The sequence below is a fragment of the Streptomyces sp. CA-250714 genome (genome assembly GCF_050936705.1).
Classification (GTDB): domain Bacteria; phylum Actinomycetota; class Actinomycetes; order Streptomycetales; family Streptomycetaceae; genus Streptomyces.
Genome location: NZ_JBNJMI010000002.1, coordinates 1,624,802 through 1,648,094, shown reverse-complemented (window position 1 = coordinate 1,648,094; position 23,293 = coordinate 1,624,802). Strand labels below are relative to the sequence as shown.

At 69.5% G+C, this 23,293-nt stretch carries 16 protein-coding genes and 1 tRNA gene; 5 read left to right on the top strand and 12 right to left on the bottom strand.

Going from position 1 to position 23,293, the window contains the following annotated elements; genetic code table 11:
• Positions 1-198: 198 nt before the first annotated feature.
• The 3 genes from pepN to ACQEU8_RS26250 form a co-directional block, all read right to left on the bottom strand.
• Positions 199-2,730, bottom strand: coding sequence for an aminopeptidase N (pepN, locus tag ACQEU8_RS26260; protein WP_433105235.1), 2,532 nt, complete (start codon positions 2,728-2,730; stop codon positions 199-201).
• A gap of 152 nt (positions 2,731-2,882) precedes the next feature.
• On the bottom strand, positions 2,883-3,653 hold the full coding sequence (locus ACQEU8_RS26255; protein WP_433105233.1) for a transcriptional regulator: 771 nt from the start codon (positions 3,651-3,653) through the stop codon (positions 2,883-2,885).
• A gap of 110 nt (positions 3,654-3,763) precedes the next feature.
• Positions 3,764-3,837, bottom strand: a tRNA-Leu gene (locus tag ACQEU8_RS26250).
• A gap of 96 nt (positions 3,838-3,933) precedes the next feature.
• On the opposite strand from ACQEU8_RS26250, the gene ACQEU8_RS26245 reads away from it, so the two are divergent.
• A complete protein-coding gene (locus tag ACQEU8_RS26245) occupies positions 3,934-4,617 on the top strand; it encodes an ANTAR domain-containing response regulator (protein ID WP_433105231.1) in 684 nt (227 codons plus the stop codon).
• Between the two features lie 76 nt (positions 4,618-4,693).
• On the opposite strand, the gene ACQEU8_RS26240 is transcribed toward ACQEU8_RS26245, so the two are convergent.
• The 8 genes from ACQEU8_RS26240 to ACQEU8_RS26205 all read right to left on the bottom strand — a co-directional run bounded on the left by ACQEU8_RS26240 (position 4,694) and on the right by ACQEU8_RS26205 (position 14,280).
• Positions 4,694-5,407, bottom strand: coding sequence for an ABC transporter ATP-binding protein (locus ACQEU8_RS26240; protein WP_433105229.1), 714 nt, complete (start codon positions 5,405-5,407; stop codon positions 4,694-4,696).
• On the bottom strand, positions 5,407-6,363 hold the full coding sequence (locus tag ACQEU8_RS26235; protein WP_433105227.1) for an ABC transporter ATP-binding protein: 957 nt from the start codon (positions 6,361-6,363) through the stop codon (positions 5,407-5,409). The genes ACQEU8_RS26240 and ACQEU8_RS26235 overlap by 1 nt, the downstream gene beginning before the upstream one ends.
• Positions 6,364-6,369: 6 nt before the next feature.
• Positions 6,370-8,220, bottom strand: a complete 1,851-nt coding sequence (locus ACQEU8_RS26230; RefSeq protein ID WP_433105225.1) for a branched-chain amino acid ABC transporter permease — start codon at positions 8,218-8,220, stop codon at positions 6,370-6,372.
• 5 nt (positions 8,221-8,225) lie between these two features.
• The gene (locus ACQEU8_RS26225) at positions 8,226-9,155 is read right to left on the bottom strand and encodes a branched-chain amino acid ABC transporter permease (RefSeq protein WP_433105223.1); all 930 of its coding nucleotides are present in this window, start codon (positions 9,153-9,155) and stop codon (positions 8,226-8,228) included.
• 94 nt (positions 9,156-9,249) lie between these two features.
• Entirely contained in the window at positions 9,250-10,494 is a 1,245-nt protein-coding gene (locus ACQEU8_RS26220) for a branched-chain amino acid ABC transporter substrate-binding protein (protein ID WP_433105221.1), read from the bottom strand.
• A 300-nt stretch (positions 10,495-10,794) separates the two neighbouring features.
• Positions 10,795-11,376: a hypothetical protein gene (locus tag ACQEU8_RS26215; protein ID WP_433105219.1), complete on the bottom strand. Its 582-nt coding sequence runs from the start codon at positions 11,374-11,376 to the stop codon at positions 10,795-10,797.
• A gap of 106 nt (positions 11,377-11,482) precedes the next feature.
• Positions 11,483-11,938, bottom strand: coding sequence for a PaaI family thioesterase (locus ACQEU8_RS26210; protein ID WP_433105217.1), 456 nt, complete (start codon positions 11,936-11,938; stop codon positions 11,483-11,485).
• A 62-nt stretch (positions 11,939-12,000) separates the two neighbouring features.
• A complete protein-coding gene (locus ACQEU8_RS26205; RefSeq protein WP_433105215.1) occupies positions 12,001-14,280 on the bottom strand; it encodes an FdhF/YdeP family oxidoreductase in 2,280 nt (759 codons plus the stop codon).
• Positions 14,281-14,621: 341 nt separating this feature from the next.
• Between ACQEU8_RS26205 and polA the strand changes: the two genes are divergently transcribed.
• The 4 genes from polA (at position 14,622) to ACQEU8_RS26185 (ending at position 20,706) form a co-directional block, all read left to right on the top strand.
• Positions 14,622-17,288, top strand: coding sequence for a DNA polymerase I (gene polA, locus ACQEU8_RS26200; protein WP_433108722.1), 2,667 nt, complete (start codon positions 14,622-14,624; stop codon positions 17,286-17,288).
• A gap of 320 nt (positions 17,289-17,608) precedes the next feature.
• Positions 17,609-19,324 carry a lytic murein transglycosylase gene (locus ACQEU8_RS26195; protein ID WP_433105213.1) on the top strand — a complete coding sequence of 572 codons (1,716 nt, stop codon included), beginning with the start codon at positions 17,609-17,611 and terminating at the stop codon, positions 19,322-19,324.
• 230 nt (positions 19,325-19,554) lie between these two features.
• Positions 19,555-19,689 (top strand): SPW_0924 family protein, encoded by a 135-nt coding sequence (locus ACQEU8_RS26190; RefSeq protein ID WP_433105211.1) that lies wholly within the window; start codon positions 19,555-19,557, stop codon positions 19,687-19,689.
• Between the two features lie 18 nt (positions 19,690-19,707).
• Positions 19,708-20,706, top strand: coding sequence for a DUF3068 domain-containing protein (locus ACQEU8_RS26185; RefSeq protein ID WP_433105209.1), 999 nt, complete (start codon positions 19,708-19,710; stop codon positions 20,704-20,706).
• 43 nt (positions 20,707-20,749) lie between these two features.
• On the opposite strand, the gene hrpB is transcribed toward ACQEU8_RS26185, so the two are convergent.
• Positions 20,750-23,290, bottom strand: a complete 2,541-nt coding sequence (gene hrpB, locus ACQEU8_RS26180; protein WP_433105207.1) for an ATP-dependent helicase HrpB — start codon at positions 23,288-23,290, stop codon at positions 20,750-20,752.
• Between the last annotated feature and the right edge of the window lie 3 nt (positions 23,291-23,293).

Here is a 23,293-nt window from a genome sequence, read left to right as displayed (position 1 = left end):
CGGCGATCTCCGCGCTACTTCGCCCGAAGGAGGTAGATCCGTCAGGACCCACGCGGCGCATCTGATAAGAGGGCCCGCCCGCGCCCCGCAAGGGGCGCGGGGAACTGCGCGCCCAGCCACAACGCACCCGCAGCCCGCGAGCGTCGGCCAGGGGCACCCCCTTACCGGAACAACAGGGGCGCCCTGGTGCGCGACGCCTCACGACACCGCCGTACGCACTCCCAACGCCCGCCGCAAATCATCCAATTGGTCCTCCAGATGGCGCCGCAGGGCAGGAACCGGGCCGGCGGAGGACAGGCACGCCTCGCCGAGGGTCAGCGTCCGCTCGTCGACGAACGCCGCAGGAAACGCATACCGCCCAGCCGCCTCCGCCAGCGCGGGCCCCCGACGCGCCGCAAGCGGCACCACATCGCTGAAGAACCGCTCCACATAACCGCCCAGCAACTCCGACTGCTCCGGCTGCCAAAAACCCTGCGCGGTGGCCACGAACAAATAGTTCGACAGCGCGTCCGCAGGACCGAACATCGCCTCCCACGCAGCCTCCTTGCCCGCCGCGCTCGGCAGCGCGGCCCTGCACCGCGCAGCCGCCTCCTCACCCCGCGCACTCGGATCACCCGCACGGGCCTCGTCGATGTCCGCCGCGTCCACCGCACCCAGCACCGACAGCCGCAACAACAACCGCCAGCGCAACTCCGCGTCCAGCACCGGACCACCACCCGGCACCTCACCCGCCGACCGCCACGCCAGCAACTCCGCCGGATCGGTCGCACAGTCGATGAAATACCGCGCAGCCGTCAGCCGCACCCCCGAACCACCGGCAGCCGCAACACCCCCGGCACCACTCTCCAGCAACTCGCGACACACCCCACCCAGCAGCTCCAGCGCCTCCATACGCTCCGCACCCACCAGATAGCGGTCGGCCGCATGCACCCGCGCGAACGCCAACACCCCCTGCACCACCGCGTTATCCGTCTCATACGGCAGATGCGCCCGCGCCGTACGCACGAACTCCAACGGCTCCAGCTCCGCCTCCCGCACCATGTCGCGAGCCGCGTTCCACACCACCGCACGCGACAACTGCCCCGGCAACCCCGACAACGACGCACGCACCGTGCCCCACGACACCGGATCCAGCCGCACCTTCGCATACGTCCAGTCCAGATCATTGACCAGCACCAGATCCGGACGCGGCCCATCCAGCGTCACCGTCAGCCGACCGCCACCCGGCGGCACATCCCGCTCCAGCCGCTCCCGCAACATCAGCCGCGAAGCATCCGCCGGAGCCCTGTCATACAGCCCCACCGCCAACCGGTGCGGACGATCGCCACGGTGCTCCACATCCACATACCACTGCCGAGCCTCCGACTCACCCACCCGCGGCACCAACATGTCCACACCCGTGGTCCGCAGCCAGCTCTCCGCCCAGCCACGCACATCCCGATCCGACGCCCGCGCCAGCGAATCGAGGAAATCCGCCAGCGTCGCATTCCCGAACCGATGCCGAGCGAAATGCCCGTTGATGCCCGCCAGGAAGCTCTTCTCACCCAGCCACACCACCAACTGCCGCAGCGCCGAAGCCCCCTTCGCATACGAGATCCCATCGAAATTACCCCGCGCCGCCGCCGTATCAGGCACCCCGTCCGCATCCGGCGCCACCGGATGCGTCGACGGCCGCTCGTCCGCGTCGTACCCCCAGCACTTCCGCTCCACCGCGAAATCCGTCCAGGTGTCCGTGAAGTGCGTCGCCTCACTCAGCACCTGATAGCCCATGTACTCCGCGAACGACTCGTTCAGCCAGATGTCGTCCCACCAGCACAGCGTCACAAGATCGCCGAACCACATGTGCGCCATCTCATGCGCGATCACCATCGCCCGCGTCTGCCGCTCGGTGTCCGTGACCGCCGAACGGAAGACGAACTCATCCCGGAACGTCACCAGACCCGGATTCTCCATCGCCCCCGAATTGAACTCCGGCACAAACGCCTGATCGTAGGAGTCGAACGGATACGGCTCGTCGAAGATCTCGTGATAACGGTCGAAACAGCGCCGCGTCACCTCCAGCAACTCCGCCGCGTCCGCCTCCAGATACGCACCCAGCGACCTGCGCACATGCAGCCCGAACGGCAACCCCGCATGCTCGGTACGCACCGAATGGAACGGACCCGCCACCACCGCCATCAGATACGTACTGATCGGCGGCGTCGGCGCACACTCCCACCGCCCGCCCCCGCCACTGCGCGCGGCAACCCCGTTCCCCAGCACCGTCCACTCCTCGGGCGCCGTCACCGACACCCGGAACTCCGCCTTCAGATCCGGCTGATCGAAACAGGCGAACACCAACGGCGCATCAGCCACACAGCACTGCGTATACACATACACACAGCCGTCCTCCGGATCCGTGAAGCGGTGCATCCCCTCACCCAGCCGCGAGTACGGCATCAGCGCCTCGACCCGCAACTCGTGCTCCCCGGCCGCCAGCCCGCGCAGCGGCAGCCGCCCCTCACGCAACTCCTCCGGATCGATCGCCACCCCGTCGAGCTCGGCCCGCACCAGCTCCCTCGGCCGCACCTCCACAAAGGTGTTCACCCCCGACTCCAGCGCGGCGAACCGCACCACCGTCGTGGACCCGAACACGTCCTCCCCCCGCGTCAGATCAAGATCCACGGCATACTGCCGCACCGCCACAACCCGAGCCCGCCCCTGCGCTTCCGCACGCGTCAACACGACCATGCGCGCCATAGTGCCGCACCCGTGCGGACCACGCACCGAAACCGCTGTCGCGGCAGCAGCCGCGGGCCCCGTAAGGGGCGCGGGGAACTGCGCGACTCGCCCCAATCAACCCGCAGCCTGCAACCGACACCAGGGGCACCGCCGGAGGCACCTCAGTGCTTCGCGCCGACATGCACATCCATCAGCTCCACGGAGGCCCGGCGGGCGACGGAGATGTTGTAAGGCACCGTGCCGCGTCTGGTGACCTTCCACTCGACGCCGACCTGGTCAAGGGTGCGGCAGTAAAGGTTCAGGATGTCGGCGGACTTGTTGGCGAAGAAGTAGCGCGGATACTCATACCGCTTCCGCTGCCCGCCGACCATGCGCGTGGTCCAGTTGGTGATCCGGCAGCCGTCGGAGTGCACGAGCCCGCGGATCAGCTCCCAGGGGTACGCGTCGACGATCTCCTGCTGCCATGGCTCCAACGCTATGTGGCGCTCATGTTTCTTGCCGGGGCCGTGCTGGGGGAAGAGGCAGGGCCAGTGGTTGGAGTAGGCAGTCACATTGACGCAGCCGACGCGCTGGACGCGGAAGACCTTGTTCTCTGGTCGAACCAGACGCATCGCCTGCTCGCAGGCGGCGATGAGTCCGGGCCAGGCGTCCGCGCACGCGACCCGAAGCATGTGCGTGCGGGCCAGCGCACTGATACAGCCGTCGCCCAGGTAGAGACCCAGCAGATAGCTGTAAGCAGCGAGATCCGCCGGCGGTCGGGGAGGAGAGGAGCACCGCTCACATGTGGTGGCGCATCGGCGGCTCGGCTGGAGCCTCTGCTGCCATGCGCGAAGACACCACCGCGAGATGCCGGTCTGCTTACTCACGGAGTTGAGGCTGCGGCCCTGCGCGACGAGTGTGAGAGCGCGTTTCCTCGTATCGAGGTCGTACATGCGAGCAGCATTCGCTGATCCGTACGACACGGGAGGGCGAAAGGGGCTCCGTTAACACGATTGAGCGGAATCAGCCGTTTCCGCTTGCCACCTTGGAAACGAAGGTGGAGTGCCCCGGGTCGGACTCGAACCGACACTGTATGGGTTTTGAATCCATCATCTCTACCAATTGGATTACCGGGGCTCTTCGAAACGAAGGCTTGCGGCCACCCGCTGTGCCCCTACTCTACAGGACCTGGGTAGGCTCGAAGCTCCCACCTGTGCGGAAACGAGGAGCCAAGTGAGCGCGGCGGACTTCCCCGAGCCTGAGAGTGCCCAGAGTGCAGAGTCCGTCGAGGCGGAAGCCTCGACGGACGGTAGTGCGCATGTACCTCCGGCGACGACCCGGGTCGTGATCGCGGAGGACGAGGCGCTGATCCGGATGGATCTCAAGGAGATGCTGGAGGAGGAGGGCTACACCGTCGTCGGTGAGGCCGGCGATGGCCAACGGGCGGTGGAGCTGGCCCGCGAGCACCGTCCTGACCTGTGCATTCTCGATGTGAAGATGCCGGTGCTCGATGGCATCTCCGCGGCGGAGAAGATCGCCGAGGAGAGCATCGCCCCGGTGCTGATGTTGACCGCGTTCTCCCAGCGGGAGCTGGTCGAGCGGGCGCGGGATGCCGGGGCGATGGCCTATCTGGTGAAGCCGTTCAGCAAGACGGATGTGGTGCCGGCCATCGAGATGGCGGTTTCCCGGTTCACGGAGTTGAAGGCGCTGGAGAAGGAGGTCGCGGACCTCTCCCAGCGGCTGGAGACGCGGAAGCTGGTGGACCGGGCCAAGAGTGTGCTGCAGACGCAGTACGGGCTGTCCGAGCCGGCTGCGTTCCGGTGGATTCAGAAGACGTCGATGGATCGTCGGCTGTCGATGCAGCAAGTGGCGGAGGCGGTCATCGCCGACGCCGAGGAGCGCAAGAAGCAGCAGTAGTCGGGCGGCGGAGCAGCAGCAGACGGAGGGGGCGCCCCGGGAGATTCCGGGGCGCCCCCTCCGTTGGTGTGCTTCTTCAGTCTTCCCCGAGGTATGCCTTGCGTACTGATTCGTCGTGCATGAGTTCTTCGCCGGTGCCCGAGAGGGTGATGGTGCCGGTCTCCATGACGTGGCCGTGGTCGGCCAGGGAGAGTGCTGCCTGGGCGTTCTGTTCGACGAGGAGGATCGTCGTTCCTTGTTCCTTGAGTTCGCTGATGGTCGACATGATCTTCTGCATCATGATCGGTGAGAGGCCCATGGAGGGTTCGTCGAGCATCAGCAGTTTGGGGCGGGACATGAGTGCGCGGGCCATGGCGAGCATCTGCTGCTCTCCGCCGGAGAGGGTGCCGGCGGCTTGGCGGCGGCGTTCGCCGAGGATGGGGAAGCGTTCGTAGGCGCTGGAGATGTCTTTGGTGACGCTGTCGGTGTCTTTGCGGAGGAAGGCGCCGAGCTGGAGGTTTTCCTCGATGCTGAGTCGGGGGAAGATGCGGCGGCCTTCGGGGGAGTGGGCGAGGCCCATGGAGACGATCTTGTGGGCGCCGACGCCGTTGAGTATCTCGCCCTCGAAGGTGATCTTCCCGGTGACGGGTTTGAGCAGGCCGGAGAGGGTGCGCAGGGTGGTGGTTTTTCCGGCGCCGTTGGTGCCGATGAGGGTGACGACTTCGCCGGCGTCGACGGTGAAGGAGATGCCTTTGACGGCTTCGATCTTTCCGTAGGCGACGCGCAGGTCCTCGACTTCGAGCAGGGCCATTAGTCCGTTTTCCCTTCCTGCTTCCCGTCTTGTGCGTCGGTCCCGGCCCGGTTCCCGGGTGCTGCTGGGCCGGCGGCTTCGGCGGCTCGTACTTCGGCTTCGGCGGCCTGTACTTCGGCTGCTTCGGCTTCGCCTGGTTCGCCTTCGAAGGGGGTGCCGAGGTAGGCGGCGATGACGCGTTCGTCGCGTTGCACGGTTTCGGGGGTGCCTTCGACGAGTTTTTCGCCTTGGACGAGGACGGCGACCCGGTCGCAGAGGTTGAAGATGAACCGCATGTCGTGCTCGATGACGAGTACGGCGGTGCCTTGTTCGCGGATGGCGAGGACGAGTTCGCGGGTGGCGGTGGTCTCGCCGGCGGTCATGCCGGCGGTGGGTTCGTCGAGGAGCAGCAGTCCGGGTTCGCTGGCGAGGGCGCGGGCGATTTCCAGCTTGCGTTGTTCTCCGTAGGGGAGGTTGCGTGCGAGGTGTTCGCGTTTGGCTTCGAGTCCGGTGAAGCGCAGTAGTTCCATGGCGCGTTCTTCGGATTCCTGTTCGGCGCGGCGGAAGCCGGGGCCGCGGACGAGGGCGGAGAAGAGGCCTTCGTGGGTGCGGGTGTGGCGGCCGACGAGGACGTTTTCCAGGACGGTCATGTTGGCGAACAGCCGGATGTTCTGGAAGGTGCGGGCGATGCCTGCCTGGGTGACGAGGTGGGAGCGGTGGGGCAGGACGGTGCCTTTGTAGCGGACTGTTCCTTCGGTGGGGATGTAGAGGCCGGTGAGGCAGTTGAAGAAGGTGGTTTTGCCGGCGCCGTTGGGTCCGATGAGGCCGACGATTTCTCCGGCGCGTACGTCGAGGTTCACGTTGCGTACGGCGGTGAGGCCGCCGAAGCGCATGGTGACGCCGGAGGCGTCGAGTACGACGTCGCCCGGGGCTGAGCCGGGTGCGGGCGTGTCGGCGGGTGTGGTGGTGGTCGTCATCTCGTCTCACGCCTCCGTCTTGCCGAGGCCGGGGATTGCTGCCGCGGGGACATCGAGTTGTCCCGTTTCACGGAATTCGAGCTGTTTGCGGCGGTCGGCGATGAGGCCCTCGGGCCTGAAGCGCATCAGCAGGATGAGCGCGATACCGAAGAGCAGCAGTTGGTAGTCGGCCATGAACTGGAGCTTGGCCGGGATGAGGTAGAGCAGCGCGGCGCCGATGAGCGGGCCGCTGACGGTGCCCATGCCGCCGAGGATGACGGCGATGAGGAGGAACGCGGAGTTGGGTGGCGCGGTGTGTACGAATTTGTATGACTCGGGGGTGACGGAGAACTCGACGTGGGCGAGTACGGTGCCCGCCATGCCGGCGAGGGTGGCGCCGAGGGCGAAGGCCATCAGTTTGAGCCGGAAGGCGTTGACGCCCATGGCGCGGGCGGCGACCTCGTCCTCGCGGATGGCGATCCAGGCGCGGCCGATGCGGGAGTTGTCGGAGCGCCGGAAGACGGTGACGACGATCGCGGTGAAGACGAGCATCAGCAGGTAGTAGTTGGCGAAGCGGCCGAGTTCGAAGCCGAGGACGGTGTGGGTCTCGCCGAGGTTGAAGCCGAAGATTTCCAGGTCGGGGATGTTGGGGATGCCGTTGGGCCCGTTGGTGACGTTGGGTCCTGAGTCGCCGTCGAGGTTCTGTACGGAGATGCGGAAGATCTCTCCGAAGCCGAGGGTGACGATGGCGAGGTAGTCGCCGTGCAGCCGTAGTGAGGGGAAGCCGATGACGAGCCCGAAGACGAGGGCGACGGCGGCGCCGATGAGTACGGCGGCCCAGAACGGCACATGGATGCCGACCGAGGAGGTCTCGGCTCCGGAGACGAGCGCTGCGGTGTAGGCGCCGACGCCGAGGAAGGCGACGTATCCGAGGTCGAGGATGCCGGCGAGGCCGACGACCATGTTGAGGCCGAGCGCGACGGTCGCGAAGATCAGCACGCTGACGGCGATGTTGGTGTAGGCCTCGTTGCTCTGGGTGATCGGGAAGAGCAGTGCGGCGACGAAGGCGGCGGCCAGGGTGGTGGTGCGGTTCTTTCCGGCCAGTACGGACAGCCGCCGGGGGAGTCCGGCCCTGCCGAGTGCGGGGAAGGCGAACGCGGCCAGTACGAGGAAGCCGATGAAGGGCGGCCCGTCCTCGGCTTCGATGCCGTAGGCGAAGACGTAGAGTCCGACGGCGCAGGCGGCGCAGATCACCAGGATCTCGGCCCAGCCGGGGATGGGTGCGGCCGTGCCGGGTGCGGGTGCTTTGAAGGCGTGGACGAGCCGCTTCCAGGGTCCTGGCCGCTGCTCGCCGGTGCCGGGTTCCCAGGGCAGGTCGGCGGGGAGGGCGAGGGCGCCGATGACGGCCAGCAGGGTGCCGGCGACGCCGATCCACATGCCGGGTTCGAGGTGGATGAGGCCGCCGAGTTCGACGGCGATGGCTGCGGCGGTGTACCAGGTGGCGGCGAGGTTGGCCAGGGTGAGCAGCAGCAGTGCGCTGTGCTTGCCGCCGGGGGTGAGCCAGCGCAGTCCGGGGACGCCTGCGGTGGCGAGCAGCATGGCCGCGGTGAGGACGGCTGCGACGAGGGTGAGGAGTTGGAGGCCCGCCGGGTACATGGCGATGGTCAGGTCGCCGGGGAACTCGGAGGTCCAGGTCCAGGGGAGCATGGTGCTCACGAAGGAGATGACGGCTCCGGTGCCGACGAGGATCCGGCCCAGCTTGGTCCCGGCCTGCGGGTCGCTGCTGAGGGGGAGTGGCGGGGGGCCGGCGGGGGAGGTGTGCTCTCCTGTGGTGGCCGCTTCGTCGGTGGCCTTCGTGGTGGTGTGCTGAGTCGTCATGGGTATCACGCCCGATCCGCGAGGCGTTCGCCGAGTATTCCTTGGGGCCGTATGAGAAGGACGAGGATGAGCAGGACGAACGCCCATACGTCCTTCCACGAGCCGCCGCCGAACTGTTCGAGCCCGGGGATGTCGCCGATGTAGGCGGTGGCCATGGCTTCGGCGACGCCGAGGACGAGGCCGCCGACCATGGCGCCGTAGATGTTGCCGATGCCGCCGAGTACGGCTGCGGTGAATGCCTTGAGCCCGGCGATGAAGCCCATCCTGAAGTTGACCTCGCCGGTTTTGAAGCCCTGCGCGATGGCGGCGATGGCGGCGAACGCGGCGCCGATGGCGAAGGCCATGACGATGATGCGGTCGGTGTTGACGCCCATCAGTTTGGCGGTGTCGGGGTCCTGCGAGGTGGCCTGCATGGCGCGTCCGGTGCGGGTCTTGGCGACGAACAGGCCGAGGGCGACCATGCACACGGGGGCGGAGATGAAGATGAACAGGTCTTCGCGGGAGACGGTGACGAAGCCGAGGTCGAAGTCGCTGCCGCCGATCTGCGGGAAGGGGCGGGCCTTCTTCGCGTCGGGGTAGAAGGCCCAGACGGCCTGCTGGAGCGCGAGGGACAGTCCGATCGCGGTGATCAGCGGGGAGAGCCTGGGCCCGCCGCGCAGCGGCCGGTACGCGAAGCGTTCGGCGCCGATGGCGACGAGTACGGCGCATACGACGCCGAGCAGGATCATCAGGGGGAGGGCGACGGCCAAGCCGGTGCCGTCGGGCAGCCACAGGTAGGCGGTCAGCGCGCCGAAGCCGCCGATCATGAAGATTTCGCCGTGGGCGAAGTTGATGAGCTGGACGATGCCGTAGACCATCGTGTACCCGATCGCGATGAGGCCGTACAACGCGCCGAGTGCGAGTCCGTTCGCCAGCTGATCCGGCAGATCTTGCACCGGGACTCCTTGGGGTGTGTCAGATACGGCTGCGCGGGGGCGCGTTCGGCGCCCCCGCGCGGCTGTGAGGTTCAGACTGGGGCGTGGGTCCGGATCAGCTTTCCTTGAAGGTGCCGGTCTTCACGGGCTTGTGCTTGCCGTCCTTGACCTCGTAGACGGACAGCTGCTTGTTGGTGGTGTCGCCGTACTTGTCGAAGGCGACGTCGCCGGTGACGCCCTTGAACTTGACGTCCTGCACGGCTTCGGTGACCTGTTTGCGGGTGTCGTCCATGTTGTCGGGCAGCTTGCCGTCGTTCTTCTCCACGACCGCCTTGACGGCCTGGATGATCGCCCAGGTGCTGTCGTACGAGTAGCCGCCGTACGCCTCGTAGGGGAGCTTGTAGCCGGCCGCCTTGTAGTCCTTCATGAACGTCTTGGCGGTGTCGAGGGTCTCCAGCGGGGCGCCGACGGAGGTGGCGAGGTCGCCCTCGACGTTCTTCTTGCCGAGCTTGATGTACTCCTCGCTGTAGAGCGCGTCACCGCCGACGACCAGGGCCTTGGAGCCGGCTTTGCTGATCTGTGCGCTGAGCGGGGCGCCCGCCGGGTACTCGCCGCCGTAGTAGACGAAGTCGGCCTTGGACTTGGCGACCTTGGTGCCGACGGCGGAGAAGTCGCGGTCGTCGGGGTTGATGTGGTCGGTGCCCACGACCTTGCCGCCGAGTTTCTTGAACTCGTCGGTGAAGGTGCCGGCCAGCCCCGCGCCGTAGGTCTTCTTGTCGTCGATGATGTACGCCTTCTTGAACTTCCGCTTGTTGAACAGGTACTGGGCGGCGTACGGGCCCTGTACGGCGTCGGTGGTGGAGGTGCGGAAGTAGGTGTTGAACAGCCGCTTCTTCTCACCCTTCTGCCAGTTGGGTCCCTGGGTGAGCTCGGGGGCCGTGTTGGCGGGGGAGATCTGCACCAGGTTGGCGTTGCCGAAGACCTTCTGCATGGACTGGCCGACGTGCGAGTTGAGGGGGCCGACGACGCCGACGACCTGCTCGTTGCCCACCAGCTTGGTGGCGTTCTGCTGGCCGGTGCCCGCCTGGCCCTGGTCGTCCAGCGACTCCAGCTTGAAGGTGACGCCCTTGACCTCGTTGTTCTTGTTGGCCGTCTTGACGGCGAGCTCGCTGGAATTCTTGATGCCCTGGCCCAGTGCCGACAGATCGCCGGTGAGCGGGGCGTCGACGCCGATGACGACGGTGGTCTTATCACCGCTGTCACCGCCGCCGCTCTTGCCGTCGCGCGAGCCGCACGCCGACAGGGTGAGGGCTCCCACCGTCACGGTGGTGGTGAGTATGAGCAAGGAACGATGACGCACGATCAGTCCTTTCCCCAAGGCGCGGCCCCCAAGGAGTGAGGCCGTATCGCGCGCCGGGCCGTACGTGTGGTACAGAACGGAGCTTTGTCGTGCGCGCCCGGCGGCGCGGTGACTGGCGGTGACTCTATGGCCGCTGCCGTGCGGTCGGGCAGAGGTCGGATCCAGGATGTGACTCTCTTGTTATGACCGTCACGGAACCAACAGCCCGGCAGTCGGTTCTTCCCGGCGCGCCCGATATGACGGGGAGATGCCGGACACGTTTCCCGCCCCGAAGCCGCAGTTGGCTCAACGGGTCGCCGGTCAGGGCCCGGAAGAGGGTCCGCATACCGTACGGAACGCGCGGGTGAGTGCCCGGGCGTAGCGGTCCCCGGGGATGAAGCTGAGATCTTGCGACGCTCGCGCGTTACGCAACGTAACGTCGAGGAAAGGGAGCCGTGCCTGTACCGGCAGCTGCCCGCAGGAGGTGACCCGCGCCTTCACCCACACCGGCTCGGCCTGCCCGGGCTGCACCGTCACGGCCCGCGCGGGGGAGAGCTTCATCGTCAGCGCCTCGTACTCCTGGGTCACCCGCCGCACCAGCACCGGATCCTTGGTGACTGCCCGCAACTCGACCCGGAACGTCCGCTTCTCCGCGTCCACATCGGTGATCCGGACGAAACTGATCCGGGTGCTGTGCACCGGATACGGCACTTTGTGCCGTTCCGTGCGGGACGGGGGAGCGGTCTCCCCGGGGCCGGCGAGGAGTAGGCAGACTGCCGCACCGGCGAGGAGGAGGCTGAGGGCGAGGGTGATGATCAGGTACCGGACGTGCCGGGGCAGCGCTTCCCAGCGCTCGGAGAGCCGGGGGCCGTCACCGCCACCACCGGTGAGTACGTCGGCCATGTCCTCCCCCACTCGTTCCGCCGCAACGGCGCACGCCACAACGGGGAGGGTTGGGGGCACCTCCCGGCCCCGAAGATTGCGGGAGGAGCCGGTGGTGGCGCAACCCCTATGCGTTGCGCAGCAGACAGGTCAGCCGGGCCGTACACACCCGGCGGCCCTCCTCGTCGGTGATGACGACCTCGTAGCTGGTCATCGTCCGCCCCTGGTGCACCGGGGTGGCGACGCCGGTCACCAGGCCGGAGCGGGGGCCGCGGTGATGGGTGCAGTTGAGGTCCACTCCCACGGCGGCCCGGCCGGGGCCGCCGTGCAGCATGGCGCCCACCGATCCCAGCGTCTCCGCGAGCACGGCGGAGGCGCCACCGTGCAGCAGGCCGTAGGGCTGGGTGTTGCCCTCGACCGGCAGGGTGCCCACCACCCGCTCGGGCGCGGCCTCCAGGATCTCCAGGCCCATCCGCTCGCCCAGCTTCCCGGCCGAGAACAGCGCGGGCAGGTCCACCCCCGACCCCGCCCACTGGTCCAGGATTTCCTGGGGGAACTTGGTGGTGGTCTGCTGCTCGCCCATGCGCCGCTGCTCCGATCCGCGCTGTCCAACCGGCCGGATCCGAGCTTAAGCCCGTACAGCCGTCACTCGGCGGCTGACGGAGTGAGCCTGATCACGATGGACTTGCTGGCGGGGGTGTTGCTCGTGTCCGCCGTCGCATCGAGCGGGACCAGCACATTTGTCTCCGGGTAGTACGCGGCGGCGCACCCGCGCGCCGTCGGGTAGTGGACGACGCGGAACCCGCGCGCCACCCGCTCCCGCCCGTCGCTCCACTCGCTGGTGAGATCGGCGTACGAACCGTCCGCGAGCCCGTGGGCCGCCGCGTCCTCGGGGTGTACGAGCACCACACGGCGGCCGTTCCTGATGCCCCGGTAGCGGTCGTCGAGCCCGTAGACGGTGGTGTTGTACTGGTCGTGCGAGCGCAGGGTCTGCAGCAGCAGCCGGCCCTGCGGCACCCGCGGGTACTCCACCGGCGCCGCCGTGAAGTTCGCCTTCCCCGTCGCGGTCGGGAAGCGCCGCTCGTCCCGCGGTGCGTGCGGCAGTGTGAAGCCCCCGGGGCGGGCCACCTTGGCGTTGAAGTCCTCGAAGCCGGGCACCACGCGGGCGATGCGGTCGCGGATCAGCCCGTAGTCGCCCTCGAACTCCTCCCAGGGGGTCGCGGACGACTCGCCCAGCACCGCACGCGCCAGCCGGGCGACGATCGCGGGCTCCGACAGCAGCTGCTCACTGGCCGGTGCCAGCCGTCCCCGCGAGGCGTGGACCATGCCCATGGAGTCCTCGACGGTGACGAACTGGTCCCCGCCGCGCCGGGTGTCCCGCTCGGTGCGGCCCAGCGTCGGCAGGATCAGCGCCCGGGCGCCGGTCACACAGTGCGAGCGGTTCAGCTTCGTGGAGACATGCACGGTCAGCCGGGCCCGGCGCATCGCCGCCTCGGTCACCTCGGTGTCGGGCGAGGCGGCCACGAAGTTGCCGCCCATCGCGAAGAACACCTTCACCTGCCCGTCGCGCATCGCGCGGATGGCCCGTACGACGTCGTATCCGTGCTCGCGCGGCGGGGCGAAGCCGAACTCCTGCTCCAGCGCGTCCAGGAAGGCGGGCGCGGGCCGCTCGAAGATGCCCATCGTGCGGTCGCCCTGCACATTGCTGTGCCCGCGCACCGGACACACCCCGGCGCCGGGGCGGCCGATGTTGCCGCGCAGCAGCAGGAAGTTGACCACCTCACGGATGGTGGGCACCGCGTGCTTGTGCTGGGTGAGTCCCATCGCCCAGCACACCACGGTGCGGCGGGAGGCCAGCACCATCTCCAGGGCACGCTCGATCTCGGCGCGCGACAGCCCGGTCGCCTCCCGTGTCCCGTCCCCTCCGCTCGCGCCCGCGGCCGCGGCGAACTCCTCGAAGCCGTGCGTGTACTCCCGTACGAAATCCTCGTCGACGCCGCCCCGCTCCAGGATCAGGCGGTTCAGCTCCCGGAAGAGCGCCTGGTCGCCGCCGAGCCGGATCTGGAGGAACAGATCGGTCAGCGGGGTACCGCCAGCGGCCAGCCCCTTGGGGGTCTGCGGGTTCTTGAACCGCTCCATCCCGGCCTCGGGCAGCGGGTTGACGGTGATGATCTTCGTGCCGCCCGCCTTGGCCTTCTCCAGCGCGGAGAGCATCCGCGGATGGTTGGTGCCCGGGTTCTGCCCGGCGACGATGATCAGGTCGGCCTTGTACAGGTCCTCCAGCAGCACGCTGCCCTTGCCGACGCCGAGCGTCTCGGTCAGTGCGGAGCCGGACGACTCGTGGCACATGTTGGAGCAGTCCGGCAGGTTGTTGGTGCCGAACTCGCGGGCGAAGAGCTGGTAGAGGAAGGCGGCTTCGTTGCTGGTACGGCCCGAGGTGTAGAAGACCGCCTCATCGGGTGAGGCGAGGGCCTTCAGCTCCTCGGCGATCAGCGCGAAGGCGGCGTCCCAGCCGATCGGCTCGTACCGCTCGCCGCCCTCGGGCAGATACATCGGCTCGGTCAGCCGCCCCTGCTGCCCCAGCCAGTACCCGGACCGCCCGGCGAGGTCGGCCACCGGGTGCGCGGCGAAGAAGTCCCGGGTGACCCGGCGCGTGGTGGCCTCCTCGGCGACCGCCTTGGCCCCGTTCTCGCAGAACTCCGCCGCATGCCGCTTGTCACCCTCGGGCCACGCACAGCCCGGACAGTCGAAGCCGTCCTTCTGGTTGACGCGCAGCAGCGTCAGGGCGGTCCGCTTCACCCCCATCTGCTGCCGCGCCATCCGCAGCGAGTGCGCGACGGCGGACAACCCGGCAGCGGCATGCTTCGGCGCCTCCACCTGGGGGGAGTCCTGAACGGGGTCACTGGAGGGCGGCTTCCGCGTCATAGCACCTGATGGTGCCACTGATCAGCGACTGTGGGCAGTCGGTGCTCAGTGGTCTTTGGGCAGTCTGCTCCCCTGGGGGCACCCCCCGGCCGGAGGCTGGGGGACTCCGGCCGGGAGGTGCCCCTGGGGGTACCCCCTGCTCGAAGAGCTTGGGGGAGCAGGGTGGGCAAAGACCACCCACCGGCCCGCACAGGGCAGCGAGGCCCAGCCACACACCGACGTGTCCCGCCATTGTCAGACCCGCATGCGAGGATCGGCACGTGGCTAAGAAGGCAGCATCGAAGACGGCACCAAAGGCAACCCCCGGAGCAAAGGGCAGCGGCGAGGCGCAGCCTCGCCTGATGCTCATGGACGGGCACTCCCTCGCATATCGGGCGTTCTTCGCCCTCCCGGCGGAGAACTTCAACACCACCACGGGCCAGCCCACCAACGCGATCTACGGCTTCACGTCGATGCTGGCGAACACCCTGCGCGACGAGGCCCCCACCCACTTCGCCGTCGCCTTCGACGTCTCCCGCAAGACCTGGCGCTCCGAGCAGTTCGCGGACTACAAGGCGAACAGATCCAAGAGCCCGGACGAGTTCAAGGGCCAGGTCGAGCTGATCGGCGAGCTGCTCGACGCCATGCGGGTGCGCCGCTACGCGATCGACGGCTATGAGGCGGACGATGTGATCGCCACGCTCGCCACCCAGGCCGAGGCCGAGGGCTTCCAGGTGTCGATCGTCACCGGCGACCGGGACACCTTCCAGCTCGTCAGCGACAACGTCACTGTGCTGTACCCGACCAAGGGCGTCTCCGAGCTGACGCGCTACACACCGGAGAAGGTGCAGGAGAAGTACGGCCTGTCCCCCGACCAGTACCCGGACTTCGCCGCGCTGCGCGGCGACCCGTCGGACAACCTCCCGGGCATCCCCGGCGTCGGCGAGAAGACGGCCACCAAGTGGATCAACCAGTTCGGCTCCCTCGCCGAGCTGGCCGAGCGGGTGGACGAGGTCAAGGGCAAGGCGGGCGACAACCTCCGCGCCCACCTGGAGTCCGTCCTGCTCAACCGCCGGCTGACCGAGCTGGTCCGCGACGTGGCGCTGCCCGACCGCCCCGAGGACCTGGTGCGCGCTCCGTACGACCGGGACGCGCTCGCCGTCATCCTGGACACCCTGGAGTTCCGCCACCAGAACTTCCGCGACCGCCTCTTCGCCGCCGACCCGGGCGTGATCGCCGAGGAGGAGGAGCCCGCCGCGGCGGAGGGCATCGAGGTGGACGGCACCGTCGCGGAGGCCGACGAGGTCGCCCCCTGGCTGGAGCGGCACGGCGCCGCCACACTCGGTGTGTCCACGGTCGACGTGTGGAAGCAGGGCAGCGGCAGCGTCAGCGAGATCGCGCTGGCCACCGGCGCCGGCCCGGCCGTCTGGTTCGACCCGGCCGAGCTCACCGAGGGCGACGAGCAGGCGTTCGCCGCCTGGCTCGCCGACGCCGACCGTCGCAAAGTCATGCACGACGCGAAGGCGCTGATGCGGGTCTTCGCCGACCACGGCTGGCAGGTGGACGGCGTATGGATGGACACCGCGCTCGCCGCCTACCTGGACAAGCCGGGCCGCCGCTCCTTCGCGCTGGACGCGCTGTCGGTGGAGTATCTCGGCCGCGAGCTGGGCCCCACGGCCGAGGCCGACGGACAGCTGGCGCTCGGGGTGGACGAGCAGGCCGAGGCACAGGCCCTGATGATCAAGGCCCGCACCGTTCTGGATCTGGGCAGTGCCTTCGAGGAGCGGCTGGAGCAGGTGGGCGCCGCCGATCTGCTGCGCGAGCTGGAGCTGCCGACGTCCGAGGTGCTGGCCCGGATGGAGCGCGCCGGTATCGCGGCGAACCGGGAGTGGTTCACCGGCCTCGAGCAGCAGTTCGCCGACGCGGTGCAGCAGGCGGTCAGCGAGGCACACGCCTCGGTGGGCCACGAGTTCAACCTGGGCTCGCCCAAGCAGCTCCAGGAAGTCCTCTTCGGCGAGCTGGGCCTGCCCAAGACGAAGAAGACGAAGACGGGTTACACCACGGACGCGGACGCGCTGGCCTGGCTGGCGGCCCAGACCGAGCACGAACTGCCGGTGATCATGCTGCGCTACCGCGAGCAGCAGAAGCTGCGCACCACGGTCGAGGGCCTGATCAAGACCATCGCGCCCGACGGCCGTATCCACACCACGTTCAACCAGACGGTGGCCGCCACCGGCCGGCTCTCGTCCACGGACCCGAACTTGCAGAACATCCCGATCCGTACGGACGAGGGCCGCGCCATCCGCCGCGGCTTCCGCGTCGGTGAGGGCTTCGAGTCGCTGATGACGGCCGACTACAGCCAGATCGAGCTGCGGGTGATGGCGCATCTGTCGGAGGACGAGGGCCTGATCGAGGCGTTCACCTCCGGCGAGGATCTGCACGACACAGTCGCGGCGCAGGTCTTCAGCGTCAAGAAGTCGGCTGTCGACGCCGATATGCGCCGCAAGATCAAGGCGATGTCCTACGGCCTGGCGTACGGGCTGTCCGCCTTCGGGCTCTCGCAGCAGCTCGGCATCACGCCCGACGAGGCGCGGAAGCTGATGGACACCTACTTCGAGCGCTTCGGCGGGGTGCGGGACTATCTGCACCGCACCGTCGAGGAGGCCCGCGCCACCGGCTACACCCACACCATCATGGGCCGCCGCCGCTATCTTCCCGACCTCACCAGCGACCACCGGCAGCGCCGCGAGATGGCCGAGCGGATGGCGCTCAACGCGCCGATCCAGGGCACGGCTGCCGACATCGTCAAGGTCGCCATGCTCAAGGTCGACGCGGCACTGCGGGCGGCTCGGCTGCGCTCCCGGATGCTGCTCCAGGTGCACGACGAGATCGTGCTGGAGATCGCGCCGGGGGAGCGCGAGGAGGTGGAGAAGTTGGTCCGCTCCGAGATGTCCACGGCCGTCTCACTGCGGGCACCGCTGGACGTGTCCGTCGGTGTCGGCCTGGACTGGGAGTCCGCGGCGCACTGAAACCGCCCGGGCGGAGTCGAGCGTCCCCCGGGTGGGAACGTCCGGACACAGAGCGGTCCTGACGGACGGGGGACGCTCGGCACCGGCGGCGGGCTGCATCCGGCCGCGGATTGCATACGGGGCCGGGCTGGGTCCGGGGGGCGTTCCAAGGGGCGTTCATTCAGGGAACGATGGGGAAACAACGGGGCAAACACCGGGAAAACCGGCTGCGAAAGCGGGTCAGAAGCGCCAGAAGTGGCCGATGGCCGCTGACTTGTGGCCCGGCTCTGCCGTAAGGTCACGGTGATTGCGTCCGAAGGGGAGAGGACGGGGACTGACCTATGGCGCGAAACCGGGGCAGGCACGCCGCGCAGCGGGCGGCCACCACAGCGGCGGGGCACCGACGTCGCAGCGGGCTTCGCAGCACCAGATACCGCAGGGGACTGGGCGGTACCGCGATCGCGGCCGTCGTCATGGCGGCGCTGACCGCCTCCCAGGCGCCCGGTGTGGAACTCGGCGGCGATCACGACAAGGGGCGTTCCGGGACCGCGGGTGACCGTACGCCTGGCGACGACAGCTTCGAGACGGAGCTGCCGCCGCTGGAGTCCCCGCACCCGCCCGGCGCTTCCGAACCCGGCGGCTCGGGCGACAAGTCCGGCATACCGGCTTCGGTGCTGGCCGCGTACAAGAAGGCCGCCAAGTCGCTCGCCTCCCGTACGCCCGGCTGCGGGCTGCGTTGGGAGCTCCTCGCGGGCATCGGCAAGGTCGAGTCGGGGCACGCCCGCGGCGGCGCCGTCGACAAGGACGGTACGACGCTGCGCCCCATCCTCGGTCCGGTGCTCAACGGCGAGGGCTTCGCCAACATCAAGGACACCGACGGCGGCCAGTGGGACAGCGACTCCAGCTACGACCGCGCGGTCGGGCCCATGCAGTTCATCCCCTCCACCTGGAGCCGCTGGGGCGCCGACGGCAGCGGCGACGGCCGCAAGGACCCCAACAACGTCTACGACGCCGCGGTCGCAGCGGGCGACTATCTGTGCGCGTCCGGCCGTGACCTGTCGAGCGGCGCCGATCTGAACCGGGCGATTCTCAGCTACAACAACTCCAGCGACTATCTGCGCACCGTGCTGGCCTGGTTCGAGTACTACCGCAAGGGCACCCACGCGGTGCCGGACGGCGGCGGCTCCCTGCTGCCCACCGCGCCGGGCCTCGGCGAACCCGGCGGCGGCTCGGACAAGGGCTCGCCGGAGCGCGGCGGAAAGGGCGGCTCCCACAAGCCGGGCAAGCCGAATAAGCCGAACAAGCCCAGCAAGCCTGGCAAGCCGAACAGGCCCGGCAATCCCGGCGGAGGCAACGAGGGCGGCGGCGGTCACGAGACCCCCACCCCCGAGCCGACGAAGCCGCGCTCCATCGAGCGGGCCGGCGCCAGGGACTTCACCGCGGTCGCCGGCGAGAAGTTCGCCGCACGTCCCGCGGTCAAGGCCGAGACCTCAAAGGGCAAGGGCGTCAAGGGCGTCAAGGTCCGCTTCGAGATCCGCGGCAACACCGGCGCGACGTTCGAGGGCGGTGCCAAGCAGGCGACCGTCACCACCAACGCCGACGGCGTCGCCACCGCGCCCGCCCTCGCCGCGGGCAGCAAGACGGGCTCCTTCACCGTGCGCGCGACGGCACCGGGCAAGGACCTGGGCACCGTCGACTTCAGGGCTTCGGTGACCGCGCCGAAGGCGGACTCGCTGGCGCGGACCAGCGACGTGGTGCTGGAGGCGCAGAAGAACGGTGTCTTCGGGGAAGCAGTCGAGGTCAAGGCCACCCGCAAGGGCAAGCCCGTAGCCAACACGACCCTGACAGCGGCGTTCGACGACCTCACCAAGGGGCCGTTCTTCCGCAAGGACGCGGCAGGCAAGCCCGTCCGCAGCCTCGCCGGGCTCAAGACGGACGAGAGGGGCGTCGTCAAGCTGCCCCAGATCTTTGCCGACGACCAGCCCGGCACCTACACCCTGACGCTGAAGGCCGACGGCGGCGCCACCCTGAAGGTGAAGCTCACCATCAAGGGCTGAGCCGCAGCCGCTCAGCAGAGCCCTTCGCCCCCGGCGCCCCACCGGCGCCGGGGGCGAAGGCGTTTCCGAGGCGCCGTACGGTCACGGCTGCCGGACCACATGCGGTCACGCCTGCCGAACCCTTCGACGCGTGGTTCCCATCAACTGCTCGCGTTGCTACGGTACCCAGCACCTGACGAGGCGTCAGCTGTGCTCGGTGTCGGCCACCCAAGAGGGGGGTGAAGCAGCACATGCGAGCTCTCATCGCCGCCGGGATCGGACTGGCCGCCGCGCTCGCGCTCGTCTTCGCGATCACCGCGATCGGCGCCCCGCCCGGCGAGACGTCGAAGAAGCCCCTGCACACCACCGTCCCCGAGCACCCCTAGCAGCCGGCAGGAGACAGCATGCGCAGGAGAGCGAGCCTGATCCTCCTGGCCCTCGCGGTGTTCTTCGCCGCGCTCTCGCCCCTGATCCGCTGGTACGCGTTCCCGCGGCTGGCGAAGATCCCGCCCAGCCAGTACCAGGACATGGTCCTCGAGGCGAAGAACGCCACCCTCCTCGACTACGCCACCATGAAGTCGAAGAAGGTGCCCAAGGTCAGCATCGTGCAGACCCTCAAGGGCAATGTGGCGGCGGCGAAGAAGGTCAAGGAGCGCACAGGCCGCGACGTCGTCGTCTGGGACACGCTCAGCTATGTGGCCGACGACAAGGGGAAGCTGGTCTCGCGCATCCCCGAGCGCTACGTCTTCGACGCCCACTCCCAGGAGCCCGTGCACGCGGGCGGCGAACACGTCGACGGCGACCCGGTACGCCGGCAGGGCATCGAGTACAAGTGGCCGTTCCTCACCGAGAAGCGCGACTACGAGTACTTCGACTTCCAGACCCGCACCTCGGCCCCCATCCACTACAAGGGCACCCGCACCGTCCGCGGCATCGAGACCTACTACTTCGAGCAGACCATCCCCTGGACCAAGGTGAAGGTCCCCAAGAAGCTGGCCCTGGGCGCCACTCCCGAGACCGTCGAACAGATCGGCCTGGAGCGCTGGTACACCACCAAACGGATGTTCTGGGTGGAGCCGGTCACCGGAGCGCCCGTGGACGGCCAGGAGATCCACAAGGAGGAGATGCGGTGGACGGACAAGCCCGGCAAGAAGCCGCTCACCGCCTTCGCCGGGCATGTGAAGATCCGCCCCGACTACCAGGACGCGACGGTGGACCTGGTCTCCTCCCAGCGGCAGCTCGTGCTGACGATGACCACCTACCTGCCCTGGGGCTTCCTCGCCCTGGCCGCCCTCCTGCTGGCCGCCTCCCTCACCCTGGAAGCCCGCGGCCGCGGCCACGCGCCCCGTAAGGGGCGCGGGGACTGCGCGACCAGCCACAAAAGGGCCGCAGCCTGCAGGTGACGAGCGGGGGCAGCCCCTCACCAGACCCCGGGAGGGCGAAGCCCTAGTTACAGCCCCGCCCTCGGGAGGCCCTGGTGTGCCGAGTGGGCTCCGCCGTAGCGGGGTCCTCCGGCCACGGATGCTTGGGGTACCGCCCCCGCAACTCCGCCCGCACACCCCGGTAGCCCTCCGCCCAGAAGGACGCGAGATCCGCGGTCACAGCGGCAGGGCGCCCCGCAGGGGAGAGCAGGTGCACGAGCAGCGGCACCCTCCCGTCCGCCACCCGCGGTGTCTCCCTGGCCCCGAACATCTCCTGGAGCTTCACGGCCAGCACCGGCTGCTCCGGCTCGTAGTCGACCCGGATCCGCGAACCCGACGGCACCTCGATCCGCTCCGGCGCCAGCTCGTCCAGCCGCGCCGCCTCACCGGAGGCCCATGGCAGCATCCCCGACAGCACACCGGCGGCGTCCACCCGGGCGAGGTCGGCCCGGGACCGCACCTGGCCCAGCCACTCGTCGGCCCGCTCCAGCAGTGCCTCGTCACAGACGTCCGGCCAGGGCGCACCCAGCGTCCGGTGGAGGAAGCCGAGCCTGCGCCGCAGTGCCACCGCGCTCTCCGACCAGCGCAGCAGCCCCGTCCCGTGCTGCCGCAGCCCTTCCAGCGCGGCCTCCCGCAGCGCCTCGGCCGGCGGATCCGGCAGCGGACGTACCGACAGCCGCACCGCGCCCAGGGACTCCGCCTCGCGCGCCACGACATCACCGCGCCCGCCCTGCGCGCCCTGTCCCGTGTCCCAGCGCACCTCCTCGCGTACGCCGTACAGCGCGCCCGCCGCCGCGAGCGCCGTCTCCGCGTCGACCGGCGCCGCCAGCCGCACCCGGGCCGAGGCAGCACCCACGGGCCGGTCCGCCACGGCGACGGCCAGCCAGTCAGTGCCGCGCAGCGGACTGTCCGGGGCCGTCTCGGCGCGGGTGCCGCCGACCATCAGATACGACGTCCCGCTCTGCGCCCGCGCCACGCGTTCCGGCTGGGCGAGCGCGACCACCGTCCCGACCCCCTGCTCGTCGGTGACCCCGCCCGGCCGCACCCTCTCCTCACCCAGCAGCGACCGCAGTCGCCGCACCTCGGCGGCCCAGCGTGTCCCGTACGGATCGTCCCGCCGCGCCGCGCGGGCGCGCCGCAGGGCCGCTGCCGCGTCGTCGCCGTAGGAACGCGGCGGCTCCTCGCTCAGCAGCGCCACCGTCTCGGCCGCCAGCTCGCTGCCCACTGCCGTGGCGCCGTCCAGCAGTGCGCGGGCGAGTCGCGGATGCACACCCAGCCGGGCCATCCGCTGCCCCCGCCGCGTCACCCGGCCCGCCTCGTCCAGCGCGCCGACCGCGCCCAGCGTCCGCCGCGCCGCGCTCATCGCACCCGGCGGCGGTGCGTCGAGCAGCGCGAGCTGCGCGGCGTCCGGATCGCCCCAACAAGCGACCTGCAACGCGAACGCCGTCAGATCGGCAACCGCGATCTCGGGCGACGGCTCCCGCGGCCGTCCCGCCTCCTCCGCCTGCGCCCAGCACGCGTACGCCACTCCGGGCGCCTCGCGGCCCGCCCTGCCCCGCCGCTGCTCGGCCGCCGCGCGGGAGACCCGCACCGTGGTGAGCGAGCCGAGACCGCGCGCGTGGTCGGTACGGGGTTCGCGGGCCAGCCCCGCGTCCACCACCACCCGCACGCCCGGCACCGTCAGGCTCGACTCGGCCACCGCCGTCGAGAGGATCACCCGCCGCTCGCCGCCCGGGCCGCCGCTGAGCACGTCGTCCTGCAGCTGCGCCGGCGCCCGCCCGTGCAGCGGCAGTACGCGCGCGTGTACGTCGGACAGCAGGGCCGCGACCTTGCCGATCTCGCCGACGCCCGGAAGGAAACAGAGCACGTCACCCTCCGGCACCGCCGACAGCGCCTGCCGCACGGTCGCCGCCACATGGCGCAGCAGTGCGGGGTCCACCCACATCCCGTGCGGCGGCCGCACCCCCGCGGGCGGCGGCGCGTACCGTACGTCCACCGGGTGGCTCGTCCCCCGTCCGTGTACGACTCGCGCGGACAGCAGCCGCGCCCACGCCTCGCTGTCCTGCGTCGCCGACGCGGCGATCAGCTGCAGCTCCGGGCGGAGCGTGGCGCGTACGTCCAGCAGGAACGCCAGCGCCGTATCGGCGTCCAGATGGCGCTCATGACACTCGTCCATCAGCACGAGGTCCACGCCGGACAGCTCCTGGTCCCGCTGGAGGCGTTGCAGCAGTACGCCCGTCGTGACGACCTCCACGCGGGTACGGGCGCCGACGCGGCGCTCGCCCCGCACCGTGAAGCCGACGCTCTCACCCGGCTTCTCGCCCAGCAGCCACGCCATCCGACGCGCCGCCGACCGTGCCGCCATCCGGCGCGGCTCGGCCACCAGGACGGTGGGTGAGGGGGCACCGTCGGCCAGCAGCCCGGCCAGCGCCAACGGCAGCAGCGTCGTCTTGCCGGTGCCCGGCGGGGCGTGCACGACGGCCGCCCCGCACGCGGTGAGCGCTTCGCGCACCCGGGGGACGGCCTCGGCTATGGGGAGCTGGTTCAGCTGGTCGTCATGGCGCACCGG

Bases quoted from the DNA above. Each gene is read 5' to 3' on its own strand.
- pepN (WP_433105235.1), bottom strand. From the start codon at position 2,730: ATGGTCGTGTTGACGCGTGCGGAAGCGCAGGGGCGGGCTCGGGTTGTG.
- ACQEU8_RS26210 (WP_433105217.1), bottom strand. From the start codon at position 11,938: ATGGGCGAGCAGCAGACCACCACCAAGTTCCCCCAGGAAATCCTGGAC.
- ACQEU8_RS26185 (WP_433105209.1), top strand. From the start codon at position 19,708: ATGCGCAGGAGAGCGAGCCTGATCCTCCTGGCCCTCGCGGTGTTCTTC.
- ACQEU8_RS26190 (WP_433105211.1), top strand. From the start codon at position 19,555: ATGCGAGCTCTCATCGCCGCCGGGATCGGACTGGCCGCCGCGCTCGCG.
- ACQEU8_RS26205 (WP_433105215.1), bottom strand. From the start codon at position 14,280: ATGACGCGGAAGCCGCCCTCCAGTGACCCCGTTCAGGACTCCCCCCAG.
- ACQEU8_RS26240 (WP_433105229.1), bottom strand. From the start codon at position 5,407: ATGGCCCTGCTCGAAGTCGAGGACCTGCGCGTCGCCTACGGAAAGATC.
- ACQEU8_RS26255 (WP_433105233.1), bottom strand. From the start codon at position 3,653: ATGTACGACCTCGATACGAGGAAACGCGCTCTCACACTCGTCGCGCAG.
- ACQEU8_RS26195 (WP_433105213.1), top strand. From the start codon at position 17,609: ATGGCGCGAAACCGGGGCAGGCACGCCGCGCAGCGGGCGGCCACCACA.
- ACQEU8_RS26230 (WP_433105225.1), bottom strand. From the start codon at position 8,220: ATGACGACTCAGCACACCACCACGAAGGCCACCGACGAAGCGGCCACC.
- ACQEU8_RS26235 (WP_433105227.1), bottom strand. From the start codon at position 6,363: ATGACGACCACCACCACACCCGCCGACACGCCCGCACCCGGCTCAGCC.
- ACQEU8_RS26215 (WP_433105219.1), bottom strand. From the start codon at position 11,376: ATGGCCGACGTACTCACCGGTGGTGGCGGTGACGGCCCCCGGCTCTCC.
- polA (WP_433108722.1), top strand. From the start codon at position 14,622: ATGCTCATGGACGGGCACTCCCTCGCATATCGGGCGTTCTTCGCCCTC.